This window comes from Paenibacillus oryzisoli (assembly GCF_050467285.1).
GTDB classification, from domain to species: Bacteria; Bacillota; Bacilli; order Paenibacillales; family NBRC-103111; genus Paenibacillus_E; species Paenibacillus_E oryzisoli_A.
Genome location: NZ_JBCMUN010000001.1, coordinates 400,120 through 425,483 on the forward strand (window position 1 = coordinate 400,120; position 25,364 = coordinate 425,483).

At 42.6% G+C, this 25,364-nt stretch carries 23 protein-coding genes and 1 pseudogene; 23 read left to right on the forward strand and 1 reads right to left on the reverse strand.

Going from position 1 to position 25,364, the window contains the following annotated elements; all coding sequences use genetic code 11:
* The first annotated feature begins 23 nt into the window (after positions 1-23).
* From rfbF to ABE504_RS01625, 23 genes and pseudogenes are all read left to right on the forward strand, one after another.
* Positions 24-821 carry a glucose-1-phosphate cytidylyltransferase gene (gene rfbF, locus ABE504_RS01515; protein WP_430083496.1) on the forward strand — a complete coding sequence of 266 codons (798 nt, stop codon included), beginning with the start codon at positions 24-26 and terminating at the stop codon, positions 819-821.
* A complete protein-coding gene (gene rfbG / locus ABE504_RS01520; protein WP_430083499.1) occupies positions 818-1,876 on the forward strand; it encodes a CDP-glucose 4,6-dehydratase in 1,059 nt (352 codons plus the stop codon). Before rfbF ends, rfbG begins: the two co-directional genes overlap by 4 nt.
* 15 nt (positions 1,877-1,891) lie before the next feature.
* Positions 1,892-3,661, forward strand: coding sequence for a thiamine pyrophosphate-binding protein (locus ABE504_RS01525; RefSeq protein ID WP_430083502.1), 1,770 nt, complete (start codon positions 1,892-1,894; stop codon positions 3,659-3,661).
* The gene (locus tag ABE504_RS01530; protein WP_430083504.1) at positions 3,658-4,581 is read left to right on the forward strand and encodes an NAD-dependent epimerase/dehydratase family protein; all 924 of its coding nucleotides are present in this window, start codon (positions 3,658-3,660) and stop codon (positions 4,579-4,581) included. Before ABE504_RS01525 ends, ABE504_RS01530 begins: the two co-directional genes overlap by 4 nt.
* A 30-nt stretch (positions 4,582-4,611) precedes the next feature.
* The gene (locus tag ABE504_RS01535; RefSeq protein WP_430083507.1) at positions 4,612-5,628 is read left to right on the forward strand and encodes a glycosyltransferase family 2 protein; all 1,017 of its coding nucleotides are present in this window, start codon (positions 4,612-4,614) and stop codon (positions 5,626-5,628) included.
* Positions 5,629-5,787: 159 nt separating this feature from the next.
* Positions 5,788-7,896 (forward strand): DUF6077 domain-containing protein, encoded by a 2,109-nt coding sequence (locus tag ABE504_RS01540; RefSeq protein WP_430083510.1) that lies wholly within the window; start codon positions 5,788-5,790, stop codon positions 7,894-7,896.
* Between the two features lie 90 nt (positions 7,897-7,986).
* Positions 7,987-9,210 (forward strand): L-2-hydroxyglutarate oxidase, encoded by a 1,224-nt coding sequence (gene lhgO, locus ABE504_RS01545; protein WP_430083513.1) that lies wholly within the window; start codon positions 7,987-7,989, stop codon positions 9,208-9,210.
* On the forward strand, positions 9,197-9,745 hold the full coding sequence (gene rfbC, locus ABE504_RS01550; protein ID WP_430083516.1) for a dTDP-4-dehydrorhamnose 3,5-epimerase: 549 nt from the start codon (positions 9,197-9,199) through the stop codon (positions 9,743-9,745). Before lhgO ends, rfbC (ABE504_RS01550) begins: the two co-directional genes overlap by 14 nt.
* A gap of 16 nt (positions 9,746-9,761) precedes the next feature.
* Positions 9,762-10,787, forward strand: a complete 1,026-nt coding sequence (locus tag ABE504_RS01555) for an NAD-dependent epimerase/dehydratase family protein (protein ID WP_430083519.1) — start codon at positions 9,762-9,764, stop codon at positions 10,785-10,787.
* 13 nt (positions 10,788-10,800) lie between these two features.
* Positions 10,801-11,670, forward strand: a complete 870-nt coding sequence (gene rfbD, locus ABE504_RS01560; RefSeq protein WP_430083522.1) for a dTDP-4-dehydrorhamnose reductase — start codon at positions 10,801-10,803, stop codon at positions 11,668-11,670.
* Between the two features lie 19 nt (positions 11,671-11,689).
* On the forward strand, positions 11,690-12,433 hold the full coding sequence (locus ABE504_RS01565) for a sugar phosphate nucleotidyltransferase (RefSeq protein WP_430083525.1): 744 nt from the start codon (positions 11,690-11,692) through the stop codon (positions 12,431-12,433).
* Positions 12,434-12,450: 17 nt separating this feature from the next.
* Positions 12,451-13,308 carry a glycosyltransferase family 2 protein gene (locus ABE504_RS01570; protein WP_430083528.1) on the forward strand — a complete coding sequence of 286 codons (858 nt, stop codon included), beginning with the start codon at positions 12,451-12,453 and terminating at the stop codon, positions 13,306-13,308.
* Positions 13,309-13,629: 321 nt separating this feature from the next.
* Positions 13,630-14,232 (forward strand): adenylyl-sulfate kinase, encoded by a 603-nt coding sequence (gene cysC, locus ABE504_RS01575; protein WP_430084728.1) that lies wholly within the window; start codon positions 13,630-13,632, stop codon positions 14,230-14,232.
* A gap of 181 nt (positions 14,233-14,413) precedes the next feature.
* The gene (locus ABE504_RS01580) at positions 14,414-15,820 is read left to right on the forward strand and encodes an undecaprenyl-phosphate glucose phosphotransferase (RefSeq protein ID WP_430083531.1); all 1,407 of its coding nucleotides are present in this window, start codon (positions 14,414-14,416) and stop codon (positions 15,818-15,820) included.
* Between the two features lie 84 nt (positions 15,821-15,904).
* Positions 15,905-16,030 (forward strand): hypothetical protein, encoded by a 126-nt coding sequence (locus ABE504_RS01585; RefSeq protein WP_430083534.1) that lies wholly within the window; start codon positions 15,905-15,907, stop codon positions 16,028-16,030.
* A gap of 133 nt (positions 16,031-16,163) precedes the next feature.
* Complete coding sequence (gene rfbC / locus ABE504_RS01590) at positions 16,164-16,703, forward strand: dTDP-4-dehydrorhamnose 3,5-epimerase (protein WP_430083536.1); 540 nt, start codon at positions 16,164-16,166, stop codon at positions 16,701-16,703.
* A 93-nt stretch (positions 16,704-16,796) separates the two neighbouring features.
* Positions 16,797-17,102 (forward strand): hypothetical protein, encoded by a 306-nt coding sequence (locus tag ABE504_RS01595; protein WP_430083539.1) that lies wholly within the window; start codon positions 16,797-16,799, stop codon positions 17,100-17,102.
* Positions 17,103-17,270: 168 nt separating this feature from the next.
* A complete protein-coding gene (locus ABE504_RS01600) occupies positions 17,271-18,479 on the forward strand; it encodes a LolA family protein (RefSeq protein WP_430083542.1) in 1,209 nt (402 codons plus the stop codon).
* 1,390 nt (positions 18,480-19,869) lie between these two features.
* A pseudogene (locus tag ABE504_RS01605) lies at positions 19,870-19,953 on the forward strand (SEC-C metal-binding domain-containing protein); the annotation flags it as partial.
* 46 nt (positions 19,954-19,999) lie between these two features.
* Entirely contained in the window at positions 20,000-21,187 is a 1,188-nt protein-coding gene (alr, locus tag ABE504_RS01610; RefSeq protein WP_430083544.1) for an alanine racemase, read from the forward strand.
* 258 nt (positions 21,188-21,445) lie between these two features.
* A complete protein-coding gene (locus ABE504_RS01615) occupies positions 21,446-21,727 on the forward strand; it encodes a CopG family ribbon-helix-helix protein (RefSeq protein WP_028553892.1) in 282 nt (93 codons plus the stop codon).
* Positions 21,728-21,731: 4 nt separating this feature from the next.
* Positions 21,732-22,082 (forward strand): type II toxin-antitoxin system PemK/MazF family toxin, encoded by a 351-nt coding sequence (locus ABE504_RS01620; RefSeq protein ID WP_028553893.1) that lies wholly within the window; start codon positions 21,732-21,734, stop codon positions 22,080-22,082.
* A gap of 94 nt (positions 22,083-22,176) precedes the next feature.
* Positions 22,177-24,417: a Tex family protein gene (locus ABE504_RS01625; protein ID WP_430083549.1), complete on the forward strand. Its 2,241-nt coding sequence runs from the start codon at positions 22,177-22,179 to the stop codon at positions 24,415-24,417.
* A 344-nt stretch (positions 24,418-24,761) separates the two neighbouring features.
* On the opposite strand, the gene ABE504_RS01630 is transcribed toward ABE504_RS01625, so the two are convergent.
* Positions 24,762-25,247 (reverse strand): hypothetical protein, encoded by a 486-nt coding sequence (locus ABE504_RS01630; RefSeq protein ID WP_430083552.1) that lies wholly within the window; start codon positions 25,245-25,247, stop codon positions 24,762-24,764.
* Between the last annotated feature and the right edge of the window lie 117 nt (positions 25,248-25,364).

The window sequence follows — 25,364 nt, forward strand, 5'->3', positions numbered from 1 at the left end:
CTAACAAAATTAGGGGGACTAAAATGAAAGTTGTTATTCTAGCGGGTGGCTATGGAACCAGAATAAGTGAAGAATCACATCTGAGACCCAAACCAATGATTGAGATTGGAGGAAGACCTATTTTGTGGCATATTATGAAATTATATTCTTCATATGGATATAATGATTTTATTATTTGCTTAGGTTATAAAGGTTATTACATTAAAGAGTACTTTGCACATTATTTTTTACATGAATCTGATGTTACTTTTGATTTTAGAGACGGCAACGAAATGATCACACATCAGCACTCAGCTGAGCCATGGAAAGTTACATTGGTAAATACGGGTTTAGATACTATGACCGGTGGCCGAATTAAGCGAATTGAACAATATATTAATAGTGAACCATTTATGCTCACATATGGTGATGGGGTTTCCAATATTGATATTGGGGAGCTTGTGAAATTTCATAAATTGCATGGACGCATATCAACAGTTTCAACAGTTCAACCAAGTGGAAGATTTGGTGCACTAGACATCAATTTGTCAGATGAAGTGAATGGATTCCAAGAGAAGCCTAAGGGGGATGGTTCTTGGATTAATGCTGGTTTTTTTGTTATGAATCCAGACGTGTTTAAATTTATTAAAGATGATTCTACAATTTTTGAGAAAGAACCATTGGAAGATCTAGCAAAGTCAAATCAACTTATGGCATTTAAACATAATAGTTTTTGGCACCCTATGGATACACTTAGAGATAAAAATTTCCTTGAGGAACTGTGGAAAAGTGGAAATGCCCCATGGAAGACATGGAATTCAGATGAGACGGTGGACAAATGATATCGATGAATTTTTGGGAAAATAAAAAAGTTTTTATTACGGGTCATACAGGTTTTAAAGGTTCTTGGCTATGTATGATTCTAACGAAGTATGGAGCCCATGTATATGGTTATGCCTTAGAACCACCGACAGAACCAAGTTTATATAGTTTGTGTAAGGTAGAAACTAAGATTAAGCGTTCATTTATTGGTGATATTCGCGATTATAATAAGCTGGATGAAGCATTAACATCTGTTGAACCTAATATTATTATTCATATGGCAGCCCAACCATTAGTTAGGGATTCTTACAAAAATCCTGTTGATACTTATTCTATTAATGTAATGGGTACTGTGAATTTATTGGAAATTGCAAGAAAGTTAACCCAGTTAAAAGTTATTATCAATGTAACCACAGATAAATGTTATGATAATAAAGAGTGGGAATGGGGATATCGTGAAACGGAGCCGCTTGGGGGATTTGACCCATATTCAAGCAGTAAAGCTTGCTCTGAACTTGTAACAAGCGCATATCGAGAATCATTTTTTAGCGGTCATACATCAGTAGCTATTGCAACGGCAAGGGCTGGAAATGTAATTGGAGGAGGTGATTGGGCAGAAGACAGACTGTTACCAGATTGCTTTAGATCCCTCACGAATTCTGTACCTATTAAAATACGTAACCCTCATTCCATAAGGCCGTGGCAGCATGTGATAGAGCCATTAAGCGGATATTTGCTACTAGCTCAGAATCTTTATGAGGATGGGCGTGAATTTATAGGAGCTTGGAATTTTGGACCCAATGAGGTCGATACTAAACCTGTCAGCTGGATTGTTCAAAAGTTATGTGATATGTGGGCAGAAGGCTCTACTTACATTGTTGATAATACATCTCAACCTCATGAAGCCAAGTATTTAAAACTTGATATTTCTAAAGCAAAATCCAGGTTGAAATGGCAACCTAGATGGAGTTTAGAAATTGCTTTGGAAAAGATTTTAGAGTGGAATAAAGCATATAAGAATGACAAAGATATGGCTGAAGTGTGCTTCCAACAAATAGAAGATTATTTTAAATAGATTGGAGAAATTGCCATGAAGCTTTCTGATTATGTAGTAGACACGATAGCAAAAGAAGGTGTCTCTCATGTATTTGAATTTATAGGTGGTGCGATTGTGCACTTACTAGATTCAATAGCCGCAAGAGATGATATTCAATGTGTCTCAGTTCGTCACGAACAGGCGGGGGCTTTTGCTGCTGAAGCATATGCTCGTGTAAACGGGAATTTGGGAGTGGCAATGGCAACTAGTGGTCCAGGAGCGTTAAACCTTCTTACAGGAATAGGAAGCTGCTTCTTTGATTCGGTTCCTTGTTTATTTATTACGGGACAAGTTAATACGTATGAGTATAAATTTGATAGATCCATAAGGCAAATTGGTTTTCAAGAAACTGATATTGTTTCAGTAGCCAAGCCCTTGACTAAACATGCAGAGTTAATTACTGATCCACTTAAGATTCGATATTGTTTGGAAAAAGCGATATTTCTTGCTAAACATGGGAGACCAGGTCCTGTATTATTAGATATTCCTATGAATTTGCAAAGAGCAGATATAAATCCTACAGAACTAGAAAGTTTTTTTGACAGTTCAGAATTTAAACAGCTAACATTTTTGAATTTCATTTCAGAGAGAACAATAAATGATGTAGTTAACTTACTGGCACAGGCAAAAAGACCAGCACTATTAGCCGGAGGCGGAGTTAGGGCAAGTTACGGAACAACTGCATTGGATAAATTTCTTGAAATTACAGGAGTACCTGTTGTTTGTTCTTTGATGGGAATTGATGCTATATCTCATCAGAACCCTTTATATTATGGGATGATAGGTTCATATGGGAATAGATATAGTAATTTGATTTTGGCAAATTCCGATTTATTAATAGTTTTGGGTTCAAGGTTAGATAGTAGGCAGACGGGTACAAGACCTGATACTTTTGCTAGAGAAGCAACAATTATTCATGTTGATATAGATGACAATGAACTCAATGCAAAGGTCGAGGCAGATATTGCTGTAAAATCCGATATTAGAGCATTTCTTGATATTCTAAATTCTAGTTTAGAGAATTACGAAAAGCCAGATCTACAAGAGTGGTACAGAGTTATTGATATTTACCGCGAAAAATATCCAACATATTCTGCCGAGCAAAAGGAAGACAGAATAGAACCCAATCGGTTTATCCAACATTTGTCTTCGGTGACTCCAGAAGGAACCGCAATCTGCCTTGATGTTGGACAGCATCAAATGTGGGCTTCACAGTCTTTTAAATTAAAGAAGAATCAAAGACTTTTAAATTCTGGTGGTATGGGGGCAATGGGTTTTGCATTGCCAGCTGCTATTGGCGCAGCATTGGTCACTAATGAAGATGTGGTAGTGATTGCTGGTGATGGTGGAATCCAAGTCAATATTCAAGAGTTAGATACTATCGTGAGATTAAAACTTCCAGTAAAAATCTTTGTACTAAATAACAGTTCTCTTGGAATGGTAAGACAATTTCAAGATATTTATTTTAATGGAAGACAGCAATCGACTATTTATAATAACCCGGATTTTACAAAAATAGCTACTTCTTATGGGATACCTTCTTATCATATTACAACACCAGAAGAAACCAGTGAAATTCTTGCTACTGTTTTTTCCACTAAAGGTGCTGTTTTGGTTGAAGTATCTTTGGAGCAGAACACGGCAGTTAATCCTAAATTGGTAGTCAATAGACCTATAGAAGATATGTATCCTTTTCTATCTCGAGAGGAATTACAAAGTGTCATGAAAATAAATTTGGTTGCTGAAATGGACGTACCTAAATGATAAAGATCGCGATTCTCGGTGCCACAAGTCATATTGCTAAAAATCTTATTTATCATATGTATGCAAATCTAAATTGGGAATTCTATTTATTTAATCGAAATCAACATAATCTAGAAAGATTTTTAATGAAGCTCCCCGCAAAGGAAAGAATTAGCTTTGCCAATTATTGCGATTTTACTAATTATAAATTTGATGTTCTAATAAATTGTGTAGGTATAGGTGATCCGGGGAAGCTTTCAGAAAATTATTATGAAGTTTTTAAAATAACAGAACAATTTGACAATTTATGCTGTGAATATTTATCAAATCATCCTAAAACTTTGTATATAAATTTAAGTTCTGGAGCTGTTTATCTTAATGATTTTAAGGAACCGGCTTCACTAAATACAGAAGCGGTAATAAAAGTAAATCATATTAATATCTCAGAATTTTATGGTATTGCAAAATTAAATTCAGAAGCAAAACATAGAAGTTTAAGTAATTATAAAATCGTCGATTTAAGAATTTTCGGATTCTTTAGTAGATTTATTGATTTGCAATCTCAGTTTTTTATGACAGATGTTATTAAAGCGATAATCAATAAAGAAGTCCTTGAAACTAGTTCAAGTAATATAATTAGAGATTATGTCCATCCAATTGACTTTGTAAGGCTTATCGAGATAGTAATAAATTCCGACAAAATACTAAATGCAGCTTTTGATGTATATTCTGTTGAGCCAATTAGTAAAATGGATATTTTGGATTTTTTTGTACGAAAATATGGGCTTAAATATTATACAAATGAAAAGTTTTCAGTATCGGCTACTGGAAACAAAAGCAATTACTATACTTGCAATAAAGAAATATCTAAGTTAGGCTACCAGCCTCATTATTCTACTTTGCAAACTATTCAGAATGAGTTGCTTCATATTTTGGCGTAATAAGTATAGATAGAAATGCGAGGCAAAAAAATGAAGAAGATATCCATTGTTACTCCTTGTTTTAATGAAGAAGAAAACGTCGAAGAAGTATACAATCAGGTTAAGCATCAGATTAATGAATTAACTAATTTTACTTATGAGCATATTTTTATTGATAATTCCTCAACGGATAATACAGTAGAAATATTAAAGGGAATCGCTTCTAAAGATGCTAATGTTAAGATTATTGTAAATGCCAGAAACTTTGGTCATATTAGATCACCTTATCATGCTCTGCTTCAAGCTACTGGTGATGCAGCAATTTTGCTTGTTGCTGACTTGCAAGATCCTCCTACATTAATAAGTAATTTTATTGAAAAGTGGGAAGAGGGATATAAGGTTGTGCTTGGAGTGAAAAGTCATAGTGAAGAGTCAGCCCTTATGTTTGCGATTCGAAAAACTTACTATAATTTCATTAATCGTGTTTCTGAAATAGAACTGACAAAGAATAATACTGGATTTGGATTGTATGATAGAAAGGTTATCGAAGTATTAAAAGGTATTGAAGATCCTTATCCTTATTTCAGAGGATTAATTTCTGATATTGGTTTCAAAAGTTATAAAATTGAATATTTACAGCCAGTTAGACGCCGCGGGATAACTAAAAATAATTTTTATACACTTTATGATATCGCTATGCTGGGAATAACCAATCATTCTAAAGTTCCATTACGTTTAGCTGCAATGCTCGGATTTGGAATGTCAGCTTTAAGTTTTAGCGTGGCAATTATTTATTTTCTAGCTAAAGTTATTTTTTGGAATTATTTCTCTGTAGGAATGGCACCACTAATTATTGGATTATTTTTCTTTTCCTCTATTCAATTGTTTTTTATTGGTATTATTGGAGAGTATATCGGATCAATTCATACTCAGGTACTAAAAAGACCTCTTGTAATAGAAAAGGAGAGGTATAATTTTGATGAAGAAGATGAGAGTTTAAAATCTTTCAATTATAATCTAGCTCGAAATCAAGTTGCAAGTACTACAGAAGAAACAACAGATAAATAGAGACGCCATCTAATTTAACAATTTAGGAAAGGGAAGTCTTGTGTCAACTAACAATGAACTTGCCAAAAAAACTGATTTAGATCTTTCTAGTATTTTCATATATTTTATATTATCGATTCTTTCAAACTGGACAATTGGACAATTGGATATCATATAATATTGTTATTCCAAGTACCAGCATTGTATATTTTTCCAGTATGGATTATATTGTTTATATTTAGTACAATAATATTTTATAGATTTACTAGTGTAAAACAATTAAAGGGTTTTATTTCCTACTCTAACATATTAATTTTATTAATTTTTAGCATTATTTCAATAATGTCATTGATTATATCAAGACCAGATAATGATGATATTGAATTTTTCCATAGAGCATTTTTACAGTTCTTTCACCTTCATGATCCCATATATGTTAATGAAACCTTACTAAATTTTAGTGGATTGCCACCTCTATCTATTTTGCATTTGACTACATCATATGAATATTTGATAATATTTATTGCAAAAATAATCGGGATTAATCCAGTAATTGTTTACCAGAATTGTATGAGCTGGCTTGCTTCATTAATTACATTGCTTACATATTATTCTTTATTTAGAATGTTTGGGGCGAAACAAAAAACTTCTTTTATTGCTGTATTACTTACTGTTCTTTTTTTTATCATTGACGGAAATGTTCATCGATCGTTTGGAAATATGGCTTTTGTTAGATTATGGCAGGGAAAAACGATCTTATGGACAACATTAATTCCAATATGTTTTTTCATTATCTATAAATACATCACCTCCAAAAATAATTTTTATTTTTTCTGTATTTTTATGGCATCAGTTTGTGCCTTGGGTTTAAGTAATGCAGGTGTGTTTTTAATACCTATTATGGTAATAACTGTTGGATGCGTTAATTTCTTTAGCAACTTGCTTATCTACAAGCGAGTACTAAAAGGTGAAATATATCACTCAATTTTAATTATTATTGGAAGTCTTTATTGTAGTGTTGCAGCATTGCTTATTACCTTGGGAATTCTGCCTCAACCTAAGGATAAAACGGCCTGGGTATATGGTTGGCCATCTCATTGGTTCGAAAATATTATGCTAGTTTTTGGAGACTATTCAACTTTAGTACGAGATGTTCTTATCTTGCTTATAGTGCCGTTCATCGCTCTTCCCTTTCGTAAGGCTTTGCTTATTATTATTTATTCTCTGAGCATTACTTTTTTGTTTTTTAATCCACTAGTAGGACCAATAGTAATGAGTTATGTAGAACCAGCGTCATACTGGAGATTAGTGTACTTATTGCCAATCCCTTTAAGTTTTGGTTTGATTGCTAATATATTTGAGCAGTGGAAGCAATACAAAGGAAGCGGAGTATATTTAAGACCGATCTTGGCGCTTGCAATTATAATAATAACTTTGGTTACTATTGAAAAGGTTAGTATTTCTCCCAAAGAGATAAGTTTTAAACCCCCTTTTGCTTACAAGTTTGATCAGAAAGTTCTGAATTCGGCAAAAAAAATAAATTCTATTTTGAATAATAATCTTAACTTATTGATTCCTGACGAAATGGTTGCTGTTCTTCCTTTATTGAATCATAATATCCGTTTGGAAGCAGGAAGAAGTAACTCAGTTCAACATTATTTTCTAGAATATGGCGATTCTATAGAAGGATTACGAAGACAACAAGCAAAAGGATTCATTGAAACAACTGAGCCGACGTATGCCGATGCTTTCCATACATCTATTAATTCTGGAGTTAATGGGATTATTTCAAAAAAAGAAAATTTGCCGAAAATTGTTAGGGAACTCGCGAAAAAACATGAAGGTTGGGAGATTGCTTATATCGATACTAGCTATTTTTTATTACTAAAAAACTATCAAAGTAATTTTATTATAAACTTTGGCCTTCCATTAAGTATTTCCTTTTCTGAAAATCGCACAGTAAAAGCCTCTGGGAATTTGGATAGTGTGGAAGAAAATAGTTTCTCTATTGTACTAGAAGGTTGGATTAATATCCCAGGTAAACCAAACGTAACGCTTATTGTTACTGATGCTCAAGATCATATACTGGCAACAACCAAAAACTGTTTTGACAGACCAGATGTTTCAAAAGCGCGCAACGATTCGTCTATAACTACAGCTGGTTGGATTACTATTATTGATAAAAAAAAATTAAAAAGTAATGATAACAAATTTCGAATTTATTATTATGATGAAGTTCTACAATCTGCAGTTAACTTCATTAACTTCGATGGAAATAAAACGCTCTAGCAATTTTGATTTAATAGAAGTCGACAAAACTAGTTGACAGACGGGTTATTAGATGTTCTGGCAATCCAACAATAATAAAGAGGCGTGAAGATGAAACACTATAATTATTTGGTAATTGGCAGTGGGATTATTGGACTTACAATAGCTCGTGAATTATTGATACGCAATCCTGAACTCACAGTTGGTATATTGGAGAAAGAATCTGGTATAGCACAACATTCAAGCGGACGAAATAGTGGAGTTCTTCATGCTGGTTTCTATTATACAGCAGACAGCTTAAAGGCTAAGTTTACCCGTGAGGGTAACAGTGCGATGCAACAATATTGCATAGTGAATGGCCTTCGTATTAATAATTGCGGCAAACTTATTGTGGCAACTGATGTCGATGAGTTAAAAGGACTTGAGGAACTTAAACGTCGCGGTGATCGTAATGGTGTTACACTACATTGGAAATCGGAAGAAGAAGTGACGGAAATCGATCCTAATGTCAAAACATATCTCAAAGCCCTATATTCACCTAATACGGCATCTGTTGACCCAGTTGAGGTATGTAATGCATTAAAGAATGAAATATTAGCTAATGGAGTTGAAATTATTTATAATGCAAATTTCAAGTGTAAAAGAAATAATGAAATTATTACAAATCGAGGAATATATACTTGCGACTATCTTGTTAATGCTGCTGGATTATATGCTGACAAGATTGCCCATCAGTTTGGATTCGGAAAGAAATATACAATCATACCTTTTAAGGGGATTTATTTAAAGTATGATAAAAATAAAACGGATATTGCAACCAATATTTATCCAGTACCGAATTTAAAGAATCCTTTTCTTGGGGTTCATTTTACTAAGACGGTTGATAATAGCATCAAGATCGGGCCAACGGCTATTCCGGCATTTTGGCGGGAAAATTATAAAGGTTTACAGAAATTTCGATTTGATGAGTTCTTACAGATTCTTTACTATGAAGCTAAACTATTTCTTAAAAACTCATTTAACTTCCGTAGTTTAGCATTTGATGAAATGAAAAAATATAGAAAATCCATTTTTATTGGGTTATCATTAAAAATGGTGAAAAAGCTCGATAAAGAAGGATTTGGTCAATTCCTACGACCAGGAATCCGAGCACAATTACTAAATAAAAAAACGCTTGAATTAGTACAGGATTTTGTAATAGAGGGAGATGCAAATTCTATGCATGTCTTAAATGCAGTTTCTCCTGCTTTCACATGTTCGATGCCTTTTGCAAAATATGTGGTGGACGAGATTGAACTGAAAAAAAGAGGAGGTTCTCACATTGAAATTGGTTGAAACGAAGTTAAAAGATGTCTATATCATTGAGCCTCAGGCGTTTGGTGATCATCGTGGTTATTTTATGGAAAGCTATAATAAACGGAAGTTTGAGGAAATGGGATTAAACTTTGATTTTGTTCAAGACAATCATTCCCTTTCTGTTGAAGCTGGTACTATTCGAGGCTTACATTATCAACTTCATCCAAAGGCGCAAACGAAAGTTGTACGAGCTCTGGTTGGTGCAATCTATGATGTCGTTGTTGACATCCGTAAAAATTCACCAACATTTGGTCAATGGATTGGCGTTATTTTGAGCGAGGATAACAATCGCCAGATTGTTGTACCTAAGGGATTTGCGCATGGTATTTGTACACTTGTTTCTAACACTCAGATTCTTTACAAAGTCGATGAATATTATTCTCCTGAGAATGATAGAGGCATACTTTGGAACGACCCAGATTTGGCAATTGAATGGCCTACATCAAAACCTGTGCTTTCTGACAAAGATCTGAAACAACCGCGATTAAAAGAAGCAGAAATAAACTTTGATTAGAGGAGAACTTAAACAAATGAAAACAGTACTTGTTACGGGAGCTGGCGGTTATATTGGTAGCGTTCTGGTCCCAAAACTACTAAACAGCGGATACAAAGTTAAGGCACTGGATCGCTTCTTCTTCGGTGAAGACAAGCTTCCTCAACATGAAAATTTGTTTTTAATTAAAGATGATTCTCGCCGAATGCGTGAAGAATATTTTGCTGATGTAGATGCTGTCATAGACCTAGTGGCTATTTCGAATGATCCGAGTGGTGAGTTGTTCCAAGATGCAACTTACCAAATTAACCATATTTCTCGTGTCTCAACAGCGCATATGGCTAAGAAGCTTGGAGTACAACGTTACATTCTTCCTTCCTCCTGCAGTATCTATGGATTTGTAGACCAAAACATTACAGTAGATGAGACGTCCCCTACTAATCCATTGACTACGTATGCTAAAGCGAATGAAAAGGCCGAACAAGGAATTCTTCCATTAGCCGATAATGATTTCACTGTTGTAGTAATGCGTCAGGCAACTATTTATGGATTTTCTCCAAGAATGCGTTTTGACCTAGCTATTAATGGAATGACGCTTGGTGCATGGAATAAAGGAGTAATTCCTTTGATGCGTGACGGTTCGCAGTGGCGCCCTATGCTTCACGTTCAGGATACGACAGATGTGATGATTTTGTTGCTAAGAGCAGAGCACGAAAAAATTAATGGACAAATCTTTAACGTTGGTTCTGATAAGAATAACTATCAATTAGGGCCTTTAGCAGAAGAGATTGCTACTTCTTTACCTATTGATGTGAAAATTGACTGGTATGGCGATCCAGACCACAGATCCTATCGTGTGAATTTTGAAAAAATTGAAAAAACATTAGGTTGGAAAGCCAAATGGACCGCAGCAGATGGTGCAAGAGAAATCTACGATGCACTTGTAACCGATAAATTAAATCATATTGAACAAACAATTACTCTACAGTGGTATAATGAGCTTATTAAGTGGCATCAGATTATTAAGAATGTTGAAAGATATGGCGGTATAATAGAAATCTAAAAGGATGATTCAATTGATCAGTGTATTATTGCTTGGTGCGAATGGGCAGCTAGGTACTGATGTACAAGAGGTCTTGAGTAATTCCACCCATTATCAGGTACAAGCAGTTAGTAGAAACGAATTGGATATGGAGCTGACAAGCGAGGTCTCCTCATACCTTAACAAACAAAACTTTGATGTATTGATTAATTGTACTTCATATCATAAGACGGATGAGTGTGAAGATAATCCGTTGAAAACGTATTTGATTAACAGCGTTTCGGTTGCAGAGTTGGCAAAGTTTTGTTACGCCAATGATAAGCTGTTATTTCATATAAGTACCGATTATGTGTTTTCTGGCAGAAGTAATGTTTTCTACACGGAAGAGGATGCTACTAGGCCTGTGAATGTATATGGTATCTCAAAGGCAGCTGGTGAACAGGCTATTGAAGCGTATCATGATCGGTTTTTTATTTTGCGCGTTTCATCATTATTTGGTAAGGCAGGTGCGAGCGGAAAAGGCGGTAATTTTGTTGAAACAATGATACGACTAGCTCGTGAGGGTAAGCCACTAAAGGTAGTTTCTGACCAATATATGTCACCTACACATACATTAGATATTGCAAAAGCAATAAAGAGCTTCCTTGATAAAGATGTACGAGAATACGGTATTTACCACTGTTCTGGAGATGGAAGTTGTAGTTGGTACGAATTCACAATTGAAATTTTTCGACAATTAAACCTAAATGTTAATCTTACAGCAGTTTCCTCATCGGAATTTGTTACCAAAGCAAAACGCCCCGCTAACAGTGTTCTTTCCAATGAGAAAATTAGTAAGATTCATCAGATGCCATTATGGCCTGATGCGCTCAGAGAATACTTGACTAGAAAAGAATATCTTTAATACGGAGAGGAGAACTAACGTGAAAGGGATTATATTGGCGGGGGGAACAGGATCGAGACTCTTTCCACTGACAAAAGTTACGAACAAACATCTACTGCCAGTCGGTAAATATCCAATGATTTATCATGCTATCCAGAAGCTTCTGAATGCAGATATTCAAGATATTTTGATCGTAACTGGTAGAGAGCATATGGGAGACGTTGTGAACCTGCTTGGTAGTGGATATGAATTCGGGGCCACTTTCACGTATAAGGTACAAGATCAGGCAGGCGGGATCGCACAAGCACTTGGGCTGGCAGAGCAGTTCGTTGGTACTGATTTATCAGTTGTTATTTTGGGTGATAATGTTTTTGAGGATGACATCACTTCATACGTGAGTAACTTCAAAAATCAAGGAAAAGGTGCGAAAATTTTAATTAAGGGTGTTCACGATCCTGAGCGCTATGGCGTACCAGAATTGGATGAAGATCGGATTATTTCTATTGAAGAAAAGCCGAAGATGCCTAGAAGCAATTTTGCAGTGACTGGCATCTATATGTTTGATCAAACTGTTTTCGAAATTGTGAAGAAGCTTAAACCTTCCGCTAGAGGTGAAATGGAAATTACTGATGTAAATAACAGCTATATTGAGCGTGGTGAGCTAAGCTACGATCAACTTGAAGGTTGGTGGACTGACGCTGGGACGCATTCATCGTTTTTACGTGCGAATGAGTTAGCACAGGATTTAAACCTTGGCGATAAGTTTGGTAAACTCAAGTTATAAGCGTGGTGAATGGCAACTTGGATCTGAGTATCCTTATTGTGAATTATAACACTTGTGAACTGACATTAAAGGCCTTGAGATCGGTGTTCGCATCTAAATCATCTTTTACTTTTGAAGTTATATTAATTGATAATGCCTCTATGGATAACTCTGTTCTGAAGATATTCGCGGAATATCCATATGTTCATTTAATCGTGAATAATGAGAACGTTGGATTCGCACGAGCAAATAATCAAGGTATGGAAGTAGCGCGAGGACGATATGTATTACTATTGAATTCAGATACTGAGATACAACCTGACACTTTGGAAATTATGCTTACATTAATGGAGAACCGTCCGGAGATCGGGGCAAGTGGTTGTAAGGTTGTCCTTCCTGATGGTTCGCTTGATAAAGCATGCAAAAGGGGATTCCCTTCACCATCAGCGTCTTTCTATTATTTTTTTGGGCTTTCTAAACTTTTTCCAAAAGTAAAAGTTTTTAATCAATATCAGCTTGGTTATCTAAATTCCGATGAAGAATATCCAGTTGATTGTTTAGTGGGCGCATTTATGCTTGTAAGGTCAACGACAATTCAACGGGTAGGAATGTTGGACGAGCAGTTTTTTATGTATGGAGACGATATTGATTGGTGTTACAGGATTAAAGAAGCAGGCTTAATAAATTATTATTACCCACGGACAATGATTTTGCATCATAAACGTGCAAGTTGGCGTAAGAAGCCGACCAAAATGATATATGAGTTTCATAGGGCAATGTTGGTTTTTCATCGAAAGCATTACTGGAAAAAGCATTCGCTTGTTGTGAATACGATGGTTGTTATTGGAATTTCAACGAAGTTCGTAATAGAGTGGTTAAAAGCGCGATTATTTTAGGCAATGTATTTTTAAAGAGTACGGATTCCAAACGCATTTGAATGCTCCCAATGCCCTTATTAAAGGTCGGGGAGCATTCTCCTGTTTTAACATAATAAATTGCCTATCCTCATCTTTACATTAAGGGGATCAAGCTATTGTCAGCTATAAATTCTGTGGATGTCAAACAAATGGCGAGCCTAAGATTTTTTCGCCATACACTTAGGCTTTGGATTGTATTTTCATCATTTATTGATATAACGATGCTAGAGGACTTGACGCTTCTAACAGAGAAGGTTAACATGATGATGAAAATTCAACATTTACTGAGGGGGGCTAAACATAGAAAATTTATCCCAAAACCTAACATTCCATAAATCTACAGTTAATAAGCAAGATCGTCATGAGCTTAATCAACATAAAAGCTGCGTATTGTGGTTTACTGGTTTATCTGGATCAGGAAAATCAACGCTGGCTAATGAAGTAGAGAAGCGGCTTTATGCAAGAGGAATTCGGACTTATATCCTCGATGGGGACAATATTCGCCTTGGTCTTAATAAGAACCTAGGCTTCAGTGTAGAGGATAGAAGAGAGAATATTCGTAGAATTGGAGAGCTATCCAAATTATTCGTGGATGCAGGGGTATTAGTGTTGGCGGCATTCATATCACCATATGAAGCAGACAGGGCCATGGCTAGAAACATGTTTGATTCGGGTGAGTTTATCGAGATCTATGTGAATTGTTCTTTAGACATCTGTGAGAAGAGAGATCCTAAAGGGCTTTACAAAAAGGCTCGGAATGGGGTAATAAAGGAATTTACGGGCATTTCTGCGCCTTATGAGGCTCCAAACTCACCTGAACTGAACATAGAAACCGGGAAATATTCGCTTGAGGTATCTGCTGAGCGCATTATCGAGTACTTGATTCAAAATCAAATTCTTTAAATTAGCAAAATTAAGATCGCTTGGGATATTCGCAAATATACTACGCCTGATTCTGTTCCATAACAAGCACTACCGCAAGAAGTACTCTTGGCTGACGGATGGCTTGGTTTACATAGGGGTAGGCGTGAAGTTTGCACTGTCGCTAGCACGAAATAAATTACGTCCCGTGAGGTGAGTTGGTTTGATTCGGCAGAGTCAAGGTTTTTTGACGCAGCTCTATGCGGTCGCGGATTTTATAGTCATTCAGTTGATGTTCTTGCTGTCGTGGTGGCTGAAGTTCCGAAGCGGCTGGATTCCGTTCGATTCCCCGCTGCCGTTTAAGCACTACGTGATGTGGAGCGTGGCCTATGCGCTCATTGCGGTTGCGATCAGTTATTTGGTTAATTTTTATACGCCGAAGCGGAGGAAGCGGTTTTCTTTTGAAATTTTGAAAATCGTTCAGGTCCATGTGCTCAGCTTGCTGATGCTGCTTAGTGTATTGTTTATTTTAAAAGAAGTGGATGTTTCCCGTTCTTATCTCTTGTTATTTCTTGTGAATAATATTTTGTTCATCAGTTTTTATCGGTATATGATTAAGGTGTCGCTAAAGCGCGTGCGCCGCAAAGGGTACAACAAGCAGTTCATTCTCATTCTTGGCGCGGGTTCGCTGGGGCGTCAGTTCTATACGAGGCTCAAGCAGCATCCAGAGCTTGGTTATGAGGTTGTTGGGTTTCTCGACGATTTTCAGGAGAAGCATGACGTTGCGTACCAGAATTATAAGCCGATCATCGGGAAGATTGATGATTTGGAAACGATTTTGAATGAGATTATTGTGGATGAGGTTATTATTGCGCTGCCATTGGATGCTCACCGCAAGTTCGGTAGTATCATTAATACCTGCGAGAAGATCGGGGTTAAAACGCTGATTATTCCTGACTTTTTTGACTTTTTGCCGTCGCGGCCGTATTTCGATAATTTCGCGGATATGCCGCTGATTAATGTGCGGGACATTCCGCTCGATGAGCTGCGTAATCGACTATTTAAACGAGCGTTCGACATTGCGTTTGCACTGGTGGCGATCGTACTGACGATGCCGGTGATGCTCGCCACGGTGATTGCGATTAAGTTTTCGTCGCCGGGGCCGATCATTTTTAAGCAGGAGCGGGTGGGACTCAATCGCCGGACGTTTATGATGTATAAATTTCGCAGCATGAAGGTGCTGCCGGAAAGTGCGTCGAACACGGAGTGGACGGTGGAAAATGATCCGCGGCGGACGAAGGTCGGAACGTTTCTTCGCAAGACGAGTCTGGATGAGCTGCCTCAGTTTTTTAATGTGCTATTCGGGCATATGAGTGTTGTAGGGCCTCGGCCGGAGCGGCCATATTTCGTGGAGCAATTCAAGGAAGAGATTCCGAAATACATGGTTAAGCATCACATCCGTCCCGGGATCACGGGTTGGGCGCAAAGCAACGGGCTTCGCGGCGACACGTCGATTGAAGAACGCATCCAGCATGACATTTTTTACATTGAGAATTGGACTTTTCTGTTCGATATTAAGATTATTTGGCGCACGGTGATCAACGGATTCATTAATAAGAACGCATATTAAAAGTTTTTTTCTAAAAAACGCATGATTCGCCAGTATCTTCCCCATACTAACGCATATACTGTAAAGTAGCGGGGAGGGATGGCTATGATTGATCATGAAGACGCTTACCAGGATGAACAGATGTCGATGGGCAGAGGGTTGCTTATTGGTGTGCTGTTCGGCGCTCTGATGTGGGCGGCCATTATCGCCGGGATTGTGTATATGTGGTAATATTAGAGAATAGCGAAGGGACTGACGAGCGGGAATCGCTTGGTTCAGTCTCTTTTTTGTGTCATGTGGGCAGAGGCAGTTCGCGTGGACAGGAAGTTGCCGGTCCGCATAAGATAGGTTGAGGTGAGACGAGATGAAAGTGACTACGACCAAGCTGGAAGGTGTGTTGATTCTTGAACCGGATGTGTTCGGGGATCATCGGGGATATTTTATGGAAAGTTATCATCAGGCCAAATGGGCGGAAAATGGCGTGGGGATGACGTTTGTGCAGGATAACCACTCGTTGTCGGAGGAGGTTGGGGTGCTGCGCGGTCTACACTATCAGCTGCCGCCGTATGCCCAGACGAAACTTGTGCGCGTGGTGACCGGCGCGATTTATGACGTCGCGGTGGATATTCGGCCTGGCTCGCCGACGTTTGGGCAGTGGGTAGGGGTTGAGCTTAGCGAAGCGAATAAACGGCAGCTGTTGGTGCCTCAGGGCTTTGCACACGGCTTCTGCACGCTGGCTCCGCATACGCAGGTGCTTTACAAGGTAGATGCGTACTACTCGAAGGAGCATGACCGGGGCATCATGTGGAACGATCCGGAGATTGGGATTACGTGGCCGACGGCGAGCCCGATTTTGTCGGAGAAGGATGGGAAGCATCCGTCGCTGCGGGATGCGGAGGTGTAGGTGGAAATTGTTTTTTATCGAAATTTGATGCCATTTATCAATTCTCTGAGGTATAATGAGTAATATATCTATATGTGCAGGGGGTTGATAAATTTGGCTGAAATGACAGAACGGGAATTTCTGAGTGCTATACTTGGAAGAATGAATGAGATTGGTGCTGATGTAACGGCTATACGGGATCGTGTGGATCAGATTGACAGGCGGTTAGACAGAATGGAAGGCCGTCTGGATAGTATGGAAAATCGCATGGAAAGCATGGAAGGCCGCATGGGTAAAGTTGAGGAGGCTTTATTGGATGTAAAACAACTGCAAACGCAACAAGGTGAGCAGATTGCAGGTATTGCTGTCACGATGTTGGAGCATACCGCGAGCATTCGTACATTAAAACTGATTAAGTAAGAGCAGGATGAAGTTCACTTCATTCCTGCTCTTTTTCTATAGAGATTAGTGTCGGAGCCTTTGCCGCAACTCTTTTTCCCAGCTTGTCAAGCTTGGCTGCATAATCGGCCAAGTCCCCTCATATGCATGTACTATGTTGATGTTAATCATGAGTGAGGGGATGATCGAATGCGCCGGGTCACATGGGTATTGGCCGTGGTAATGTGCGTAACATTGATTCTCGCAGGATGCGGGATGGGCAAGAAGGATGCAGCTTCTATCGTCAAGGATTTGGATCGTGTGGTCGGCAAGGCAAGCAGCTACCAGGCAACAGGCAGCATGATTCTGAATACGGGGCAGCAGCCGCAGGAGTATTCGGTTGAAGTGGCGTTCTCGCCGGAGCATTTTTACCGGATTGCGCTGACAAATGCAACGAAGGATGTTACGCAAATTGTGCTTCGCAATGAAGAGGGCGTGTTCGTCTTGACGCCGCACCTCAAGAAAAGCTTCCGTTTCCAAAGCGACTGGCCGGAAAATCAAGGCCAAGTGTATTTGTTCCAATCGCTCGCGAAAAGCATTATCGCGGATCAAGATCGCCAGTTCACAGCGGACAAGGATGCCTATGTGTTCGATGTAGCGGCGAATTATCAAAATGAGCAATTAGCCCGCCAAAAGATTTGGCTGAATAAGAAGACGTTGGCGCCAACACAGGTCCAGGTGTCGGATGCGAATCAAAATGTGCTGGTGCAAGTGAACTTTACCCATTTTGAATTCGATGCAAACTTTGATAAGGATTATTTCCAAATGGAACGCAACATGACAAGCTTTAATATGGAGCAAAGTATGGCGACGATGGGCGATGTGGCGGTGACAGACGCCGACCATCCGGCAGATGGCAAATCGGTGACGGATAAAAACCTGACGGCAACCGGCGGTCAATCTGACCAAGCGACCGGAAAAGCGGGCACAGCGACGGATCCGAAAGCATCCGCTGCGACAGGCAGCACGTCCAAAACAGAACCGGCAGCAACGAAAGCGCAAAGCTTTGGCAGCATTGTCGAGCCGTTCTACCTGCCGAAGGATGTGGTGAAGCAGGACATTACGGATATGAAGCTCGGTGAAGATGCCGCGGTGCTGCTTCGTTATAAGGGCAAATACTCTTTTAACATCGTAGAAGTGAGACCGCAAGCGAAATCTGTTGCGCTGCAGCCTGGCGACATCGTGGACCTCGGCTTTACGATTGGTGTGTTGACCGGAGCCGTTGATGGGAAAACAGAGGGCATCAAAACGCTCACATGGACGAATGACGGTGTTGAATACCGGATGTCCACGGGGGATATGCCAACAAATGAGATGATCCAAGTGGCAATTTCTACGGAAGGTCAATCCGGAAAATAGGATGAAATAAGGGAACAGGCACTCGCTTCCGGCGGGTGCTTTTCTCTTTTTCTCTCAATTTTCTACTAAATTGTGTGCAAGAAGATTTACCCAACTCCCACGAACGGGCGTTTTTTTGGTATAATGCAACTTTAGAGCGAATAGATAAAATGGAGTGTCTTGGATGAAACTTGAAACTTTTGAGCAACAAACAGTTTTTTGGGAAAAGGAAACGGCTTTGTTCGGCAAACATCTCGCGGATGAAGGCAAGTTAAAAGAAGAAACGATTGCGAAGCATGTGAGCCGTGTAAATGATTTTGCAGAGATTTATTTGGTCCGGTACGGGATCGGGTATGACGAGTTGGCGAGTGAAACGGTTGGGGATTTTGTAGGCCGCTTTGCGATCAGCCATATTTTGAACAGTACGAAAACGGACATTGCGAATTATATAACGGCTTTTAAAAAGTGGCTGCCGTACCTGAGACAAGTTGGTAAAATATCGAATGAGCAGTATACAGCGATGATGGATGTCCTCAAGGAGAAAGATTACTTCCTGGCCCGTTTTGACCAATACATGCAGGCGGATACGGAAGAAGAAATGATGGACTGGCATAACGCCAATCTAGTGGATTTGAATGAGGAAGAAGGAAGCACCCCGCAAGCAATGCCGCTAGTTGTCGATGAGAAGCTGAAGCAGCTCTGGATCGACGGACAAAAGGCGGTTCCTTCGGTTGTGGCGGATTTTCGCGCGTTCTTGGCAGCAGTGGGCACAGGTAAAAATGTGAAGCTGACATCTGCGCGCAAGCATCTGCCCCGCAAATTCTGGCACGAGCTGGATGCGCAGCTTGGTTGGCAGCTGATCCGTAAGCCGACGTTGAATCAGAATCAGGAGCCGTTGTTCCAGTTTTTCTATGCTGCGGCTGATGTCCTGGGGCTTATCGATGTAACAGGAGCAAACGGTGTCGTAACGCCGAAAGTGGAAACGTATCTCTCCTTAACAGAGCAAGAGCAGGCTGTTGTCCTATTGGATACGCTGTGGAACCATGTGCCATGGGAGAAGCTCACTGAGGATAGTGGCGAGTTCTGGCATGATCTTTCCACGCCTACGGCGTGTGCGGCCATTGCTAGAGTGCTCGCAAGCTGGCCGGTGGGGCAAGCGCTGGACGTCGATCCGGCTTGGAAGCAGGCCAAAGCCAATAACGAGTTTGATGAGGCTACGCTGGTAACAAGTGTATTCTTGTTCTCTGTTGTAACGCTGCTGAAGCGCTTCGGATTTGTTCGCGCGGAGTTCCCGTTGGAATCGGACATCAAATACGAATTTGATCGCACGCCTTTGTCGATGGCGATTGAGCCTGCAGGGCATGCTGTTTTCCGTTACTGGTCGAAGGAAGAGCCAGCGGCACCGCGCACACCTGTTGTAAGCGGATCAAAGGTTGGACGCAACGATCCGTGCCCATGCGGAAGCGGCAAAAAATATAAGAAGTGCTGCCTGTAATCAGGCAGCGCAGCAGGATGTATACAGGACAGAAGAGGTGAAACCGGTGGATGCTTTTTATCGTCCCACGTGGGTTGAAATATCGTTAGATGCGCTGCGCAGCAACATAGAGCAATTTCAGAAAGTACTGCCCTCGGGCATGAAGCAGATGGCGGTCGTCAAAGCAGATGCTTACGGACACGGGGCTGTGGAAGTAGCCAAAGAGGTGCTCGCCGCGGGCGTTGATTATTTGGGCGTGGCTTTCTTCGATGAAGCGCTGGAGCTTCGCAATGCCGGCATTATGGCGCCGATTCTCGTGCTCGGCTACACGCCGCCGGAAGGCATCGCCCGTGCCCAGGAGATGGATGTCACGATCGCGGTATACAGCCGGGACGTGCTGGAGGCACTCCGCCGTCAAAGCCAACAGGTGGACCAGGCCAAGCGGAAGCTGAAAATCCACATTAAGCTGGATACAGGGATGGGCCGGCTCGGACTGCATACGGAAGCGGATGCGATTCCTTTCATTGAGGAAGCACTGAAGCTGCCGAATGTGGTTGTAGAAGGCTTGTTCACCCATTATGCGAGCGCGGATGAGAGCGATAAAAGCTATACGATGGAGCAATACCGCCGCTTTGCGCGGATTGTGAGCCATTTTACCGATCAAGGGGTGGAATTCCCTTATATTCATGCCGGCAACAGCGCTGCGGCGATTGATTTGCCAGGCTTTACGTATTCTATGGTTCGTCTCGGCATATCTATGTATGGACTTTATCCTTCCGAGGAGGTTAACCAATCGGTTGTCGAGCTTAAGCCAGTGATGAGCCTCAAAACTGGAATTGTTCATCTCAAAACGCTGCCGCAGGGTTCGGGCGTGAGCTATGGCACGATCTATCGTACGAAGGGCGAGGAGCGAATCGCGACATTGCCGATCGGATATGCAGACGGCTATTCCCGTATGCTTTCGACGAAAGCGGAGGTGCTTGTACGAGGCCGCAGAGTGCCGATCGTCGGCAGAATCTGTATGGACCAGTGCATGATCAACGTGACGGACGTACCGGACGTGGAAGCGTTGGATGAGGTCGTACTGATCGGAGAGCAGGGCGGCGAACGCATTACGGCGGAGGATTTGGCCGATCAGCTGGGAACCGTGAATTATGAAATCATCTGCATGATATCCCACCGAGTGGCTCGCGTGTATGTGCGCGGAGGCCAAAGAGTCGAGGCGTTAAATCCATTGATGAGGCATCGCTACTAGTAGAGCTGCGAGGAAGTTAGCGGTACGTTTTTCGTCGTTGTCTCTAGACTGAAAGTGGTTTCATGAATTTACCATGCAAATATTGCAGGTATTGGAGAGGATTTTCAACGGAAGCGGCGAATTGTAGTAAAGCACAATCTTATATCTGTGAGTGTAACATATTTGATATACCGGAGGCATATAAGTATTGTATAATTTGGTTTTGGGAATGACATACTGGTAATATTGTCTTTGTATCGTTTCTGGGGGTGCGAGAGTGTGAGCAATGCGCATAATACGAAAAGGATCATGATTAGTTTGCCTGACAATCTGTTGCAGGAAGTGGACGGGATTGTCGAGAAGGAGAACTCCAACCGGAGCGAATTTATCCGTCAGGCAATGAAGCTGTATTTAATTGAACGCAAAAAGCGCAGTCTACGCGAATCCATGCAGCGTGGGTATATGGAAATGGCAAAAATAAATCTCAGCATGGCATCTGAAGCTTTTCAAGCGGAGGAAGAAGCGGACGGTACGCTTGATCGCTTAGTAAGCGGGGTGTAGGTTAGTGATTGTGAAACGTGGCGATGTATTTTTCGCAGATCTTTCGCCGGTCGTCGGATCGGAGCAGGGAGGCGTTCGTCCTGTTCTTGTGATCCAAAATGATATCGGCAACCGCTTTAGCCCGACGGTGATTGTTGCCGCGATTACGGCGCAAATCCAGAAGGCCAAACTTCCTACGCACGTAGAAATCGATGCGGAAACGCATGGCTTCGACCGGGATTCGGTGATATTGCTTGAGCAGATCCGAACGATCGATAAGCAGCGGCTGACGGATAAGATCACGCATTTGGATGAAGAAACGATGCGAAAGGTTGACGACGCTTTGCAAATTAGTGTGGGCCTGATAGAATTTTGAATAGGATCTGGAACGGACGAGGGCGTGGTATTACCCTCGTTTTTTGGTTTGTGCATACATACTCTTATCCATCATTAGAGGGGGATACATACCTATGGCGACTGTTGAGGAGCAAGCAAAAACAATTGAGGCGGACGAGCCTCGTGAAAAGGTGCAGCTCTCTGAGGAAAAGAAAGCGGAGATTCAGGAGAGGATACTGAAGCAAATCTCCGCCGAGTTGGGGCTGCCTGCCGGCAAAGTGAAAACGACGATGGGGCTGCTCGATGAGGGCAATACGATCCCGTTTATCGCCCGGTATCGGAAAGAAATGACGGGGGAGCTGGACGAGAACCAGCTGCGGGATATTGAGGAGCGCTTGCAATACCTGCGTAATCTGGAGGACCGCAAGCTCGAGGTCGTTCGTCTGATTGACGAGCAGGGCAAAATGACGGACGAGCTTCGCAAGGCGATCGAGGGCGCTGTGAAGCTGCAGGAGATCGAGGACTTGTACCGGCCGTATCGCCAGAAGCGGAAGACGAGAGCCAGCGTGGCGAAGGAGAAGGGCCTCGAGCCGCTCGCGATGTGGATCTGGAAGCAGCCTCGTCAAGGCTCGCTGGAAGCCGAGGCGCAGCGCTATGTGAACGCCGAGAAGGGCGTTGGCAGCGCGGCTGAGGCGATTCAAGGCGCGATGGATATTCTGGCGGAGAATATCGCGGATGACGCGAAAATCCGGGCGTGGGTGCGCCGGTATACGCACGATCAAGGTGTGATTCGCACGGAGGCGAAAGACGCTAAAGCGGAATCGGTGTACGAGATGTATTATGCGTACCAGGAGCCTGTGAAACGGCTGCCGCCGCACCGGATTCTCGCGATTAATCGCGGGGAGCGGGAGGACGTGCTGAAGGTCAGCCTTGATGTGCAGGCGGACAAGATTCACGAGTACATGCTTCGTCAAGTGGTGCGTGGCGAATCGGTGGTACGTGATGTCCTTCGAGCAGTTGTCGAGGACTCATACAAGCGGTTGATCGCACCTTCCATCGAGCGCGAGGTGCGCGGTGAGATGACCGAGGCGGGCGAGGAGCAGGCGATTAAGATTTTCGCGGAAAATCTGCGGAATCTGCTGCTCCAGGCGCCCGTGAAGGGCCATGTGGTGCTTGGTGTCGACCCCGCTTTTCGGACAGGCTGTAAGCTGGCCGTGATCGACGACACCGGGAAAATGCTTGAAATCGCCGTCACTTACCCGACACCGCCAAATAACAAGGTGGCGGAAGCGAAGGCGAAGTTCAAGCAGTTGATCAGCAAGTACGGGGTGGAGCTGATCGTTATTGGCAATGGGACGGCGTCCCGTGAAACGGAGCAGTTTGTTGCGGAGCTGATCAGCGAGATCAAGGAGCGCGAGCTGAAGTATTTGATCGTCAGCGAGGCGGGGGCGAGCGTGTACTCGGCGTCGAAGCTGGCGCAGACGGAGTTTCCGGAGCTCGACGTCGCCGAGCGAAGCGCGATCTCGATCGCGCGGCGGCTGCAGGACCCGCTCGCGGAGCTTGTGAAAATCGAGCCGAAAGCGATCGGCGTCGGTCAGTACCAGCATGACGTGTCGCAGAAACGTCTGGATGAGAACTTGAAGGCCGTCGTCGAGTCGGCCGTGAACCATGTCGGCGTGGACCTCAACACGGCGTCCCCGTCTTTGCTCTCGTACGTGTCGGGCGTGAACGCGACGCTGGCCAAAAACATCGTGAAGTATCGCGAGGAGAACGGCAAGTTCAGCTCCCGGCAGGAGCTGGCGAAGGTGCCGCGGCTCGGGGCGAAGTCCTTCGAGCAGTGCGTGGGCTTTATGCGGATTCCGGGCGGCCGCAATCCGCTCGACAACACCCCGATCCATCCGGAGTCGTACGACGTGGTGGATCGGCTGTTCAAAGAGCTGCGCCTGGAACTGGCGCAGCTGGGCTCTCAGCAGCTGCTCGAGCTGCTGAAGACCGTGGAGCCGGCTGAGCTGGCTCCGAAGCTTGGCGTAGGTGTCCCGACGCTGCGGGACATCCTGGACAGCCTGCAGCGCCCGGGGCGCGATCCGCGGGACGAAGTCCCGGCGCCGATCTTCCGCACGGATGTGCTGCAGCTGGAGGATCTGGTGCCGGGCATGGAGCTGACCGGCACGGTGCGCAACGTCATCGACTTCGGCGCGTTCGTCGATATCGGCATCAAAAACGACGGGCTGGTGCATATTTCCCAGCTCAAGAACGGGTTTGTGAAGCATCCGATGGACGTGGTGTCCGTCGGCGATATTGTGAAGGTCTGGGTGCTGAACGTCGACCAGAAGAAAGGCCGCGTTGGCCTGACGATGAAAAAGCCGCAGCAGTAAAGATGGAGCAGGTTGAGCCGGAGGGCTTGCCTGCTTTTTTTATTATGTAGTTATCCTCCGATAGATCCTCCTTGTCCCTCCCTTCCTGCAAAAACTGCAGGTAATTTCTGCTAAAAGGTGGCGAAACGCCGAGAATCATGTAAAACCTACAGCAAAATTCCGCCATCAGGCCCTTTTTCATCGAAAAAGGGGAGTCCTTGGGTGAATTACTTGTATGAAATACAGGATTCTAACTAAGTTCGGCCTATTTTCCTGAAATTTGATGTTGAAAATACAGGATTCCAACGAAAGCGACGCTAGAGTCTCGGATTCCAAGCTGACCGGGGGACGGGGCTCTCCATCGCTCAATCCCCGGATTCCGCGAGCGGATCCACCTCCTTCAGCGCGTACACCTTAAGGCGGTGTCCTTCGGTCACAAGTGCGAGCCGTCCTTCGGTCGCTAGCCGTCCCAGCCAGTCCGCCGCTGTGCGGATGTGCACGTTGCATTCGGCGGCCACGTCTTGCAGCTTGATGCGGCCGCCCAGCCGCTTGGCGAGCTGCAGGACAATATGGCGCCGCAATTCCCAGAGGTCCTCGTCGATAAAGCGGCGAGGCGCTTCCTTGCGAATAAAAGGCACAACTTTACGGCCTGCCGGGCGGCGGGCGCGGCGGGTTTTGGCGCGAACGGACAGCTCATGCAGGATCTTGGCGGCAAATACGATGCGCAAGTTCCGCATGCGCTGGGCGGTCCCGGACGTCATCGGAACGGAAGAAGTAGGAACACCTTCCAGCTTGCGCAAGCCAAGCTCGCGCAGTTGTTTTAAAAATCCGCGTGGTTTTCGATACGACATATGACCTCTCCTTTAGAAATGAGTATGAAAAAAAGCACACCCGGCCTGGCAGAACGATCTTCTGCGCAGAACGAGTGTGCTTCACTCTGGATTACAATTATTTACAGTATAGCGAGT